Source organism: Natrinema pellirubrum DSM 15624 (assembly GCF_000230735.2).
In the GTDB taxonomy this organism is placed as follows: domain Archaea; phylum Halobacteriota; class Halobacteria; order Halobacteriales; family Natrialbaceae; genus Natrinema; species Natrinema pellirubrum.
In genome coordinates this window covers 3576669-3588961 of record NC_019962.1, presented here as the reverse complement: position 1 = coordinate 3588961, position 12293 = coordinate 3576669, and the positions used below count along the sequence as shown (strand labels likewise).

The window sequence follows — 12293 nt, the reverse complement described above, 5'->3', positions numbered from 1 at the left end:
TTTCAGAGCAAGCAAAACAGCCACGTGGCGTCAAAGCAGTCAGTACTAAAGATTTGCTTGCCCAAACCGTTGAAGGGGACAATATTAAAGAAAATCTTAAGACACTGGCTAGTTGGTATTTACAGACAGATTATGCACAGTCCGGGTTACTTCTGGTCACGCGTTTCCACTCACATGGTGATCAACAGGTAGGAATAATCAAAGCGCCATTTGTTGATGATATCTACGAGCCAGATGACGAAGATATACTTAATGAACTCAACGAGGTTATTAAGGGGGATTTGAAGAAAGGGATCCTCTACCCGAGAATAACTCCAGATGGGGAATGTAGGTGGGACGAAGTATGTCTCTATCAAAAACAAGGGAGTAGCAGTAGATACCCCAAACACTGGTTCCAATACCTCCATCTAAAGCCTAATCCTACATCTGAGGAGATCCTTTCCGAAATGTTTGAAGAAGAGGAAAATGAATTGAGTGAGGCAGAATCGACTGAGGAGTTTGATGAAATAGTGGATAATATCGACGATATTACTGAGGAAGCAGAGGTTTCTATTAAAATAGGCGGACGAGAAGTGAAAATAGAGATTGGTGAGATACTTCGAAGAGATCGAGTTCATTTAGTGGAAAGTGAAGAGGGATACCATTTGGTGATTTCAGGAGATGAGCCAACAATAAGGTTCTATGATAATCGTCGGGGCGAATATCGCGAAGTCCTGAAGGGAATTGAATCCTTTGATTCGATTGATGATATCATATCATGACTGCACATGAGTTTGCAGAAGATCTAAGACAGATAATCTATACACACGATTGCCAAGAAACATTGGGTCGGATAGAACTAAATCTAGAATTTTCTAACACTGATGATGAGTTAGTAGGTCGGATCTTATCCTTCGCTGATTCTCAACCAGATTTTTTCTCGTTCGGTTCTATCAAGCTTATATTTCAGAATGATAGAGCAGATCTAGATATACTCGATCTTACCTCAACTGGCTTTCAGAAGTCGTTTGAGGAGGAAGAACTACCAAGCAAGATCAGGGATTTTAACAGACAGATTCCATATCTCCTCGATGAGGAACGATATTCTGACTTAGCTGAATTACTCTCCAATGGACCCTGTGATGAGAATTACTATTTTGTTTTCTCTGTAGCAGCAGATAAAGAACCATTCTCTAAATCGCTCTTAGGAGAATACTTGTCTGAATGGGATGAATCGACAATAGATGTATACCTCTGGGTAAGTCCTCAATCTTTGCAAGAATGGGTGAGACAAGAAGGTGTATCTGATGCTTCCCACACCTTTTTTGATGAGTCCTATCCAGTTTTCATTTTCCTTTCTAAAGATACTATTGCACATGATGAAACGCTTGTGTTTAGCACAATAGACGAAGCTGATATGATAGAAAATATTAATGAGAAGATCGATGAGTACCAATCTCACATGGAGTGGGCCTCTGAGATCAGTTCGGATACTATACCTCCAATGATATTCGATTCTAAAGAGGCTCGATCTATCCTTACAGCTCCGTTTCTCTATTCAATAGTATCTACCATTTCGGACAGTTATGAGACAACAGGGAATGCAATCTCGTTTGAGATTGAGTCGACAAAGGGGGTATTCACAGACCGCATCGACACCCAACAAGATAATTACGATATTAGTAGATTATTCAGGTTTTCTGAATCATTTTCCCAAAGAGGGAATAAGCAGGTGTACAGGGAACTCTGGCACCAATCTATAGTCGAACATTGCGAGGATTTCACTGACTTAATAAACAAAGACCAGAATATATGTAAATACTATAATTCTTTGGAAGAGGGGGCCATTCAAGGAAATTTCGAAGAATTAAGCACTGCAGTTCAAGACGCACAGATTTTCATTGGAGGGGTGACAAACACCCTATCTGAATCTACGGTAAATCTAACCACAGAAATTCAAAAAGTAGTTGCAGCCCTATTTGGAGTGATTGCAACGAATGCCTTTTTGATTCTGATCGAGGGGACGGTCGATACTGCTGCTCCATTTACTGTAGTCGCAATTTCTGGACTTCTATTGTTCTATTTTCCAACTGCTCAAGAGAGAATAAACGAACTCAGTAGAGTGGTACGAGAGGGGAAAGAAGACGCTGAATTATATTCTGAATTAGCCTCAAATGTCGGTGCCAAGGAATTGGTTGATGTTTCTCGATTTGAATCACGACATGAGTCTTACATTCAGTTTGCTAATGATAGGGTGGATTGGGCAAAACAGCGACTAGAGTATGCATATCACATTCTCTGTTTGAGTTGGATAGGTATAGGTACTTTTTCGCTTTTTGCCTATTCCGCGCTCTCAGTTCCATTTTTGGTTACAATAGCAACATTACCGGTATCGATCATTATTTCCTATCGTCACAATGAACTCGATTATTATTCCTCGCTACATGATTGTCTTCCAAGTTCTTCAACTTTAGTTGCTATCTCACTAACAATCGGAGTTTTAATAGCAGTTACCCTTCCGGTTGTAACCGCTGAGCCAACCGTATTTGGGTCAATATCTTCTCTTCTACTCGTCTTGTATTAATTTCTAAAGGGTTTTTAGAATCGAAGTTCGATTTGAAAAGGCCATTAGGAGTGAACTTGGGGATATACTCAATATAGTCTGAGGAAAATCTTGCTTGGAGTTCCTTCTTTTTTTCATCGAAAACGATGTCAGCTCCGTCTTGATTATCTTCATCAGAGGCTTCCAAATTTATCTCAGCAGAATCAGCGTCACCTGATGCTGATACGTATACCCCATCGTCTGTGAAATTGAAAACTATCTCTTCATCAGCCATACTAAGAATCTTGTTTGATCTTCTAAAAACACCACTATGGGTCCACACCGTTATTTCATGATCGATCTCATTTTGAGGAGGTTCATTGATTGAAGATATTTCTTTAGGGGCCAAAGAGTAACTCACCTCACCGAAGCTAAGATCCAACTTATTGGTATCGTTGCATAATTCCAACTTGATAGTATCGTTACTATCTGCTTCTTCAAGGAGATTCGCCACTTTTCCGCAGGCTACGCCTATTGGCAGTTCTTCATCCTCTAGATCGACCTGGTATATATCAAACTCATCAGATTCGATGGTTTGTGTAACACTCATCACTCTTGCGCCATCCATCGCACCCACGACCAATTTGTCTTCAGTCCAGCGGAAGATGGCTTTCTTTTCCTTTGTTAATTCGACGGGGGGATTAACTACTGCATCTAAAACGTCAGAACCAATCTCCACATATAGACTATCTTCACTTCCAATTTGTTCAGGCATAGTTTCTTCTGTGCGCTAAGTGTAACTGAGAGTTCTTATCTTAAATATACTTTGACCGGAGACACAGTTCATATTTCACTAAGGTAGAATTGCGGAATCGTGCATCAAAAATATTGTCTATATGTCACTAGCGGGCATATACTACTTCCTGGATATAAAAGAAACCAAAACGGGGATTGTTGGTACCCTAATCTACAGAGTTCACTGACCTCCGTTTCATGTGTTTCAACTGGATCCTGCAAAGAAGAAAGAAGCGCGCTGTCGCCTTGGCGACACCCGCCAAGGGGGCGTTCGCGCGAAGCGCGAAACGACCCCGCCGGCGTTGCGGCACGATCGCGGTGCTGACCCCCGCCCTCGAGCCACTGACCACAACCGGAGTTGCAGACGAAACCGTGGGAGTCAACCTCCGTTACAGAACTGATCGATCTCGAGAGTGGTGCCACTACGCGGCCGGTTCACCGATCCGCAACAGCACTGACGACTCCGGTCTCCGTCCCGCCGCCCGGCGTCTTCCAAGTCAGTTCGACGCCGTGGAGGGCCGCCGGATCGTTCCTCGACGTCGACCACTTCTCGAGGGCCTCACTGGCGATCGTCGCGACGGTCTCGAGCTATCGGCGTTCAATTGCGAGCGGATCGTCTCGATCCGCATCCGGCGCGGGTCACCGTTCTCGTCGTACTCGAGGGCACACGGTTTTCTCGAGTCACGCTCGAGAACCTGCCCTTCGCGCAGAACCTTCGAATCCGATGTTGTAGCCACCGCTTACCGATCGGTCACGATAACGAAGGGATCGCCCGGATTTGAACCACGCGAACGGCTCGCTATCGCTCGCCGTTCTCTCGTTCAAATCCGGGCTCGTTCCAATTGCTGCTGCTCGCGATTTGCTCGCAGCAGCAATATGGGATCGCCCGGATTTGAACCGGGGTCACGGGCACCCAAGGCCCGAAGTATACCAAGCTAACCCACGATCCCGTACCACCCACTACCGTCCCGACGTCATAAAGCGTTTCGTTACGGTCCGAACGGTTTTGGGGGCTGCCGTGATACCGCCGCTATGACCGGCCTCGAGATTCTGGTGTTGGTGGCAGTCCTTGCACTCGTCCTCGTTGCGGCCCAACTCGTCAGGGCGGCCAGCCCATTCATCGTCAACGCGATCGTTGGCCTCGTCGTCTTGTACCTCGCCCAGGCGGTCTTCGGCCTCGCGATCGCGATCACGCCGGTCGTCATCGCCATCGTCGCCCTCGGCGGCCTTCCCGGTTCGATCGTCGTGATCGTCCTGTCGGTCCTCGAGATCGCGTTCGTCTGACTATCGGCTGAGGGTTCGCGCGATCTCCTCGTCGGTGGCCTCCGAGTCCGCCGCGGGCTCGAGGTCGTCGCTTGCTTCGTCCTCCCATTCGGCCAGAAGGTCGGCGACCTCTTCATCGGTCGCTTCCGGGAGCGACTCGTCGGTGTCGTCGTCGGCGACGACCTCGTCGAAGATCGTTCCGAACGTCGAGACGACCCGGTCCTCGTGACGGGTGGGATCGAAGTGAAAGTGGGCGTAGGCGTCGACGTTCGCCAGCCGGTTCGTGAGGACGTGTGCGAACTGGAAGACCGCCTCGGGCGAGGTATGCCGGAGGAGTGCGTCCAGCGAGTCGAAACAGACGGCGATATCCTCGCCGGCCGCGGACCAGTGCTTGCAGAACCGACTGATGGCGACGCCGATCTTGGAGAGGTCGGTCGGATCGGTGACCGAGTCGGTGACGACTGTCTCGTCGAAGTCGGGGGACGACTCGGTCCCCGAATCGGCCAGCACGTCCCCGATGGTGAGCAGGCCTCGCTTGCCATCGACGTCGTCCGCGGCCGGCGGCTCCGGTGTCTCGTCCCCGAAGGTCACTATGAGTCGCGCCGTCTCCGCACCCTCGTGACACAGTTGTTCGCAGGCGTCGGGCTCGTCGCAGTCGGGATGGACGAGCAGGAGGTTCGCCGGCGGCTCGATCGCGGCTGGCGTAAGCGGATCCATGATACGGCCGGGGAGATCCCCGCGTTGGCCTTCGATTGCGCGCTCTCGTTCTTTATGGTTCCGGCCGGATCGAGACTGCCGGGCACGGCCGCCGTCACCGATCGTCGACGGTCACAGCTCCGCGTCGCGTAACTCGATGTCGGCGACGAGTTCGTAGGGGTGGGCGTCCTTCCGGATGCCATCGAGCAGGGTAAACGCTTGGCCGGGCGCGAGGAAGTGTTCGGTGACGACCTGTCCTAGCGGCGTGGGCTCGAAGCCGTCGATGAAGTCGTACTCGAGCAGTTTTCCGATGGCGTGTTTCGTGGGCACCTCGCCGAGCATGCGGTCGTTCAGGGCCTTTGCGGCCTTGCCGCCGACCGCGACGTTCGCGAGGGTCTCCTCAACGGCGGCGGCCTCGTCGTAGTGGGTCATCACGGACTCCATCTCCCCCTTGAGGAGCTTGAACGCGACCTCGTCCTCGGTCATCTCCATCGAGTTGTGGTAGGCGGTGTCGGGTTCGACCAGCACGTACACCTTCCCCTCGTCGTGGTAGTCCGGCCGTCCGGCTCGTCCGAGCATCTGGTGGAACTCCTGGACCGAGAGCCATTCGATCCCCATCGCCAGCGAGTCGAAGACCACCTGCGAGGCGGGAAAGTCGACACCGGCTGCGAGCGCGGCGGTCGTGACGACCGCCGACAGCTCCTGTTCGCCGAACTTGCGCTCGACTTCCTTGCGGCGTTTGTAGTCCAAGCCAGCGTGGTAGGGCGCGGCCGAGTAATCGAGTTTGCGCGAGATTTCGTGACAGCGCCGCCGGGAGTTGGTGAAGATAATCGTCTGGCCGCGATACCCCTTCGACGATTCCGTATCGAACTCGCGTTTGACGAGTTTGTTCTCCACCCTGACTTTCTCCTGGCCGTCGGCGAAGGTGACGTGGCGCTCGATCGGGACCGGCCGCTCCTCGAACTCGATGAGTGTCGACTCGAGTACCTCGGCGAGGTGTTCGGGGTTGCCGACCGTCGCCGAGAGGTAGACCCACTGTGCGCCGCCGTAGTCGTCGCGGCGCTTCGCGCGCTGCTCGCAGGTGTACTTGAGTCGGGAGATCAGCCCGTCCAGCCGGTGGCCCCGGTCTTCCTCTTTCAGGGTGTGGACCTCGTCGATGACGACGGTCCCGATGTCGCCCATCTCCTTGCCCGTCCGCAGGGCGTGGTCGATCCCCTCGTAGGTGCCGACGATGACGTCGGCCTCGGGATCGAACCGTTCGCCCTCGTCGGCGATCCGGCTCGCGCCCACGCGAATGGAGACGTCGACGAGGTGGCCGTACTCGTCCTGGAAGTCCTCGTACTTCTGGTTTGCCAGCGCCACGAGGGGCACGAGAAAGAGCATCGTCCCCTTATCGTTCAACACGCGGTTGATGCCGGCCAGTTCGCCGACCAGGGTCTTCCCGGTCGCCGTCGCGGAGACGACGAGCTGGTCGTCGCCCTCAAAGAGACCGTGTTCGACCGAGAGGCTCTGGACCGGTAGCAAGGTATCGAACCGGTCCTCGAGTAAGTTCTGCAGGCCTGGATGCAGGTTCAGCGAGTCGGTCCGGACGGGGTCGACCTCGTCGGTCGTCGCCGAGATGGTATCGAACTTCGTCAGATCGGGATCGAGCCGCCCCTTGAGGAGGTTGACGATCCGCTCTAAGTCCTGGACCTCCATCATGAGGTCCTCGAGGCGTTCCTTTGCGGCACCCGAGACCGCGCCACCGCCGGAAAAGGACAGTTGGCGCTCGAGTTCCTGCCGAGCGCAGTCGCGACAGATCCAGTCGTCATCGTCCTTGACGGCGGTGTCGGTCGTGATCGGCGAGTACCGCCCCGCGCCGGCACAGTACCGGCAGGTCCGGACGGTCTTGGTCTTGTCCTCGAGCTGGTAGCCCGCGAGCATCTCCCGCAGGTCCTGTCGGCCCGCGGCGGAGGTCTGTTCGGAGATACGGATCCGCTTGGCTCGGCGGGCCAGTTCGACGAACTCGTCGGGCTGGCGGGGCTCCTCGCTCGAGCCCTGTTTCAGCCGGAACTTCGCGGGGCGTGGCCCGGCCGAAGTCTCCGAGAGTCCGAGTTTCGCGCGGAATAGCCGTTTGCCGTCACGTTCGACGACGACGAGGTAGTCGTCGCCCGTTTCGTGACAGAAGATCGTTTCGACCTGCTGGACCTGCTTCGACACGGAACGGAGTAGGCCGTGACGGTATTTCAGCGATTCGGACTGCGGCGACGCGGTCCGGCCGCGGTCGGTGACGGTCCAGCGATATCGTCCATATCCGTCACGATCGATCCATAGGCGTATATATAATTCTTAGCGAGATACATATCGGGGGCGTCGGAATCCGACGCCGTATGGGGATACTTTCGTGGGAGACCGTGCCGGGAGTCCGCCGCAGCTACGCGCTCCGGTTCTTCGCCGCGCTCGTCGCCATCCTCGTGGTGATCGGGGCGTTCGGGGGCAGTATCTACGCACACACCGGGACCGAACTCGAGTCCGAGGTCGAATCGCAGTTGGTCGGCGACGCGAAACAGGACGCCGATCGGCTCGACATCTGGTTCCGGTCGACCGAACGGCAGCTGGAATCGCTGCCCAGATCGGCGGCGTTTCGCGGCGACGACCGGGTCGCGATCGCCGATTCGCTCACCCGCCTGACCGACCGGTCCGCCGTCGAAGGTGCCTACTACGTCGAGTCGGACGGGACGGTCCGCGTCGACGCCGGGACGGACGCGGTCGTCGACGACGACCGGACCGTCAGTCCGGCGGTCGCCGACCGGCTCTCGAACGCGGCGGCGGACGGGTCACAAGTCGTCTTTTCCGAGGCGTTCGAGACGGGCGACGGGCGACCGGCGATGCTCGCGATCAGTCAGGTCCCGGGCGAGTCCGACCGGGCCCTCGTTGCGCTCGTCGACCTCGAGTCGCTGTCCCGGTACATGGTCGGGGGCGACGACACGAACGAGGTCGTCGTCACCGACGCGAGCGGGACGGTCGTCCTCGCCGAGGACCGCTCGCTGTTGCTCGGAAACGATACGGTCGCGCCGACGGGTGCCGGTGACGACGCCGGAACCACGTCGATCGAGGGCGAGGACGACGAGACGCTCGTTGGATACGCGGACCTCGGGAACGCGGACTGGACGCTGACGACCCGCGTGCCGGCCTCGCAGGCCTACTCGCTGCAGTCGGATATCTCGAACTGGATTCTCGCGATGCTCGCGGTCACCTTCGGGGGGATACTCGTCCTCGGCGCGACCGTCGGCCGGTCGACGGCCCGATCGCTCCGGTCGCTGTCCGACCGCGCGGCCGCGATCGAGGACGGCGATCTCGAGGAGCCGGTCGAGTCGGACCGGAGCGACGAACTCGGGGAGCTGCACCGCTCGCTCGACCGAATGCGTCGCTCCCTGCGCGATCGCCTCGAGGAGACCGAGGCTGCTCGGGCCGAGGCCGAACGGGCCCGTTCGGAGTCCGAGACGTTCTCCCGGCACCTCGAGCGGACGGCCGACGAGTACGGCGCGACGATGCAAACCTGTGCTGAGGGCGATCTCACGCGGCGGCTCGAGCCCGATACCGAGAGCGAGGCGATGGCAACGGTCGCCCGCGAGTTCAACGCGATGATGGACGACATCGAGGCGACGGTCGCCGCTGCACGGGCCTTCGCCGACGCGGTCGACGACGCGGCCGCGTCGACGGCCGACGGCGTCGTCGAGGTGCAGTCGGCCTCTCAGCAGGTGACGACGTCGGTCCAGGAGATCGCCGATGGGGCCGAGCGCCAGAGCGACCGGCTCGCGTCGATCAGCACCGAGATCGACGAGCTGTCGACGACGACCGAGGAGATCGCGGCGACCTCCTCGCAGGTTGCCACCCTCGCGGAACGGACCGCGACCACGAGTACCGACGCCCGCCGGGCCGCTCGCCGCGCCATCGAGGGGATGAACGCCATCGAGGACGAGGCCGACGCGGCCGTGGCCGAGGTCGACCGCCTCGAAGCGGAGATCGAGGCGATCGACGACCTCCTCGAGTTCATCGGCGGGGTCACTCAGGAGACGAACCTGCTGGCACTCAACGCGAGTATCGAGGCCGCCCGCTCGAGTTCCGACGACGCGGAGTTCACGGCCGTCGCCGACCAGGTCAAGTCACTCGCTGCGGACACTCAGGAAGCCGCCGAAGACGTCGAGGAGCGCCTCGAGCGGGTCAGCCGCCGGACCGAAGCGGTCGCGGCCGTCGTCCGCGAGACCGACGACCGGATCGCCGACCACCGCGAGGCGGTCGAGACCACGGTCGGAGCGCTCGAGGAGATCTCGGACTACGCCGCGGAGACCAACGACGGCGTCCAGGAGATCTCGGCGGCGACCCAGCAACAGGCCGGGGCGACCCAGGGGCTCGTCTCGATGACCGACGACGTGACGGCGATCAGTGAGGAGACCAGCGCGGAGGCGGAGACGGTCGCGGCGGCCGCGGAGGAACAGACGTCGTCGCTCGCCGCGGTGTCCCGGACCGCGACGTCGCTGTCGGACCGTGCGCGGGAACTCACGGACTCGCTGTCGACCTTCGAGGTCGACGCCGAGCCGGCGGACGCCGTTCCGGGCGACGCCGCGGACGGGGCCGAGGGCGAACCGCTGGCGGTCGACGATTACGCGGCCGACTCGGACGCCGATGAGCGCAGGGCCGCGGACGAATCGTCGGCCAAGCGGCCGTTCGACTGGCTCGAGGCGCAGTAGATTAGAAGTCGCCGTTGACGATGTCGCTGACTTCCTGCGGGTCGTAGAGCTGTTCGTCGACGTCGTAGAGCTGTTCGGCCAACCGCTGAGCGGCGACGAGGTTGATGATCGGGCCCTGATAGAACGGGACGGTCTTGTATACGTTGTCGTTCTGGACGGCCGTCAGTTTCTGCCCGGCGTCGTGGCTCTGTATCGGTTCGATGTAGTTCTGCTGGAACTCCTCCTCGCTGAGGTATTGCTCGGTACGAAGCAGGATGTACTCCGGATTAACTTCGAGGAGCGTCTCGTAGTCGATCGATCCACGGGTGTTGTGGAAGTTCTGGACGTCGGAGTTCGCGAGCGCGTCCTCGACTCCGAGGTCCCGTAGATGTTTGTAACTCGTCGACTCGTCGATGGTGTAGGGGAGGAACGAGTCGTCCGCTATCTGCGGGTACAGGACTGCAACCTCAGGTCGATCGCTCGAGGGAACGACGTTCTCGAGTTCCGACTGGAACTCGTCGTGTAGCGTCTCGAACTCGTCGTATCGTTCCTGTTCCTGGAAGACTTCGGCGAGTTTCTCGAAGGCCTCGTACATCGTGAGGTAGTCGTAGTCCTCATGCCACGAGTAGCCCCGAGAGGTGATACTGTTCCCGAAGAACGGCGTCCCCGTCGATTCGATCCGCTCGATGGCGTCGCCGCTCCAGTCGGCCCGTCCCGTGAGGAAGTTCGGATCCATGACCAGGGCGTCCACGTCCTCGGCAAGGCCGATGAACTTCTCGGGGCCGAACTCGTCGTCCCAGAGCGTATCGATATCGTCGGGGCCGACGCTCACGTCAGGAATGTCGTCGTAATACCCACTATGTAACCGCCCCGCGATATAGAGTCCCACCGGCGGCTCCTGACCTAGTGCGATCCCCATGTCTGCCCAATCCGCGGTGCCGGCGGCCCACGTCTCGGGGACCGACTCGAACTCGACGTCGCCGACCGGCGGCATCGAGACCGTGTACGGATCGACATCGCCCTCGTCGTCCGGTCCGTCACCGCTGATACAGCCGGCCAACGCGCTCACGCCAGCGATGGTCCCGCTCGTTCGAAGCACGTTGCGCCGCGTCCACGTCGGTTCGTTACTCATAATCTTTAGGCTGGCCTAAAACAACAAAAGTGTTCCGAACCCGACGTTGTCTCGCTCCCGCCGAGCATCACTCGCCGGTGACGATATCGCCGACGGCCTGCCGGTCGAACAGTTCCTCGCCGCCGAACTCGTCGGGATAAATCCCCTGTGCCGCCCGCTCGAGTTGGAACAGGTGGATAATCGGTCCCTGATAGGTCATGCCACCGTAGACGACGCGGTCGTTCCGGACCGCACGGAGTTCGCTCGCGACATCGTGATCGCGCATGAACGAGACGATCCCCCGTTCGAAATCCGACTCGGTGGTCTCCCCTTGCTGTCTGATCGCGATGACATCGGGATCGATCTCGAGCAACGTCTCGTAGTCGATGGTGCCACTCGTCGCCTGCGCGTCGCCGACGCCGTTCGCGGCGAGTGCGCCGTCGACCTGCAGATCGGCCCAGTGTTTGGACTGGGTATCGTCCTCGATGTGGTACGGGTAGAACGCGTCCGGCTCGGCCGAGGCGGGGACGAGGACCGCAACCTCGGGCCGCTCGTCGGGGAGTCGGGACTGTACGTCGGCCAGCACGTCATCGTGGAGCCGTTCGAACGCCTCGTAGCGCTCTCGCTCCTGAAAGACCTCCGCCACCTTCTCGAAGGCCTCGTAGAGGGTGTAGCGGGGGTAGTCGTGCCACTCGTAACTGGCCGAGAAGACGGTGTTGCCGACGAACGGGGCGACGTTGTCGGCGATTTCGTCGACCTCTTCTCGGCTCCAGCCAAGCCGGTTGATCATGAAATTCGGATCGATGAGGTGGACATCGGCCTCGAGTTCGTAGAACACCTCCTGTCCAGTCCCGTCGTCCCAGAGTTCGGTCAGATCGTCCGGTTCGACCGAGACGCCCGGCAGTTCGTCGTAGTAGTGGGTTGCGTACCGGCTCTGCAAGCCGATTCCGACCAGCCCGTCGGCCCGTCCGAGTGCAACGCCCATGTCCGCGTAATCCCCCGTATAGGGGAGCCACGTCTCGGGCACGGAGTCGAACTCGACGGTACCGACGGGCTCCATCGTGACGGAGTACTCGCTCTCGCCGTCTCCCGTCCCCTGCGTGCCGAGACAGCCAGCGGTCATACCGAGCCCGGTGATCGCTGCTCCCGTTTTCATCAGGCGTCGTCTCGTCCGTTTCGATTCGGCGGCCATCGATCT

9 protein-coding genes and 1 tRNA gene are annotated in these 12293 nt (G+C 58.1%); 4 read left to right on the top strand and 6 right to left on the bottom strand.

Annotated features, from left to right (window positions below; genetic code table 11):
* The first annotated feature begins 53 nt into the window (after positions 1-53).
* Positions 54-761 (top strand): DUF3900 domain-containing protein, encoded by a 708-nt coding sequence (locus NATPE_RS22410; protein WP_157557361.1) that lies wholly within the window; start codon positions 54-56, stop codon positions 759-761.
* The gene (locus NATPE_RS22405) at positions 758-2563 is read left to right on the top strand and encodes a hypothetical protein (RefSeq protein WP_015299246.1); all 1806 of its coding nucleotides are present in this window, start codon (positions 758-760) and stop codon (positions 2561-2563) included. The genes NATPE_RS22410 and NATPE_RS22405 overlap by 4 nt, the downstream gene beginning before the upstream one ends.
* Here the strand turns inward: NATPE_RS22405 and NATPE_RS21540 are convergent.
* Positions 2490-3296 carry a beta clamp domain-containing protein gene (locus NATPE_RS21540; RefSeq protein WP_015299245.1) on the bottom strand — a complete coding sequence of 269 codons (807 nt, stop codon included), beginning with the start codon at positions 3294-3296 and terminating at the stop codon, positions 2490-2492. The genes NATPE_RS22405 and NATPE_RS21540 overlap by 74 nt on opposite strands.
* An 897-nt stretch (positions 3297-4193) precedes the next feature.
* Positions 4194-4266, bottom strand: a tRNA-Pro gene (locus tag NATPE_RS17375).
* Between the two features lie 82 nt (positions 4267-4348).
* Here NATPE_RS17375 and NATPE_RS17370 point away from each other — a divergent pair.
* Positions 4349-4600, top strand: coding sequence for a pro-sigmaK processing inhibitor BofA family protein (locus NATPE_RS17370; protein WP_006182897.1), 252 nt, complete (start codon positions 4349-4351; stop codon positions 4598-4600).
* Here the strand turns inward: NATPE_RS17370 and NATPE_RS17365 are convergent, their stop codons facing one another.
* Positions 4601-5296, bottom strand: coding sequence for a DUF7504 family protein (locus tag NATPE_RS17365; RefSeq protein ID WP_006182896.1), 696 nt, complete (start codon positions 5294-5296; stop codon positions 4601-4603).
* Between the two features lie 111 nt (positions 5297-5407).
* Positions 5408-7474: a DEAD/DEAH box helicase gene (locus NATPE_RS17360; protein WP_006182895.1), complete on the bottom strand. Its 2067-nt coding sequence runs from the start codon at positions 7472-7474 to the stop codon at positions 5408-5410.
* A gap of 170 nt (positions 7475-7644) precedes the next feature.
* Between NATPE_RS17360 and NATPE_RS17355 the strand changes: the two genes are divergently transcribed.
* Positions 7645-10005 (top strand): methyl-accepting chemotaxis protein, encoded by a 2361-nt coding sequence (locus NATPE_RS17355; RefSeq protein WP_006182894.1) that lies wholly within the window; start codon positions 7645-7647, stop codon positions 10003-10005.
* Between the two features lies 1 nt (position 10006).
* On the opposite strand, the gene NATPE_RS17350 is transcribed toward NATPE_RS17355, so the two are convergent.
* Positions 10007-11116: an ABC transporter substrate-binding protein gene (locus tag NATPE_RS17350; protein WP_006182893.1), complete on the bottom strand. Its 1110-nt coding sequence runs from the start codon at positions 11114-11116 to the stop codon at positions 10007-10009.
* 67 nt (positions 11117-11183) lie between these two features.
* Complete coding sequence (locus NATPE_RS17345) at positions 11184-12251, bottom strand: ABC transporter substrate-binding protein (RefSeq protein ID WP_394297128.1); 1068 nt, start codon at positions 12249-12251, stop codon at positions 11184-11186.
* Between the last annotated feature and the right edge of the window lie 42 nt (positions 12252-12293).

Bases quoted from the DNA above. Each gene is read 5' to 3' on its own strand.
- NATPE_RS17350 (WP_006182893.1), bottom strand. From the start codon at position 11,116: ATGAGTAACGAACCGACGTGGACGCGGCGCAACGTGCTTCGAACGAGC.
- NATPE_RS17345 (WP_394297128.1), bottom strand. From the start codon at position 12,251: ATGAAAACGGGAGCAGCGATCACCGGGCTCGGTATGACCGCTGGCTGT.
- NATPE_RS21540 (WP_015299245.1), bottom strand. From the start codon at position 3,296: ATGCCTGAACAAATTGGAAGTGAAGATAGTCTATATGTGGAGATTGGT.
- NATPE_RS17370 (WP_006182897.1), top strand. From the start codon at position 4,349: ATGACCGGCCTCGAGATTCTGGTGTTGGTGGCAGTCCTTGCACTCGTC.
- NATPE_RS22405 (WP_015299246.1), top strand. From the start codon at position 758: ATGACTGCACATGAGTTTGCAGAAGATCTAAGACAGATAATCTATACA.
- NATPE_RS17355 (WP_006182894.1), top strand. From the start codon at position 7,645: ATGGGGATACTTTCGTGGGAGACCGTGCCGGGAGTCCGCCGCAGCTAC.
- NATPE_RS17365 (WP_006182896.1), bottom strand. From the start codon at position 5,296: ATGGATCCGCTTACGCCAGCCGCGATCGAGCCGCCGGCGAACCTCCTG.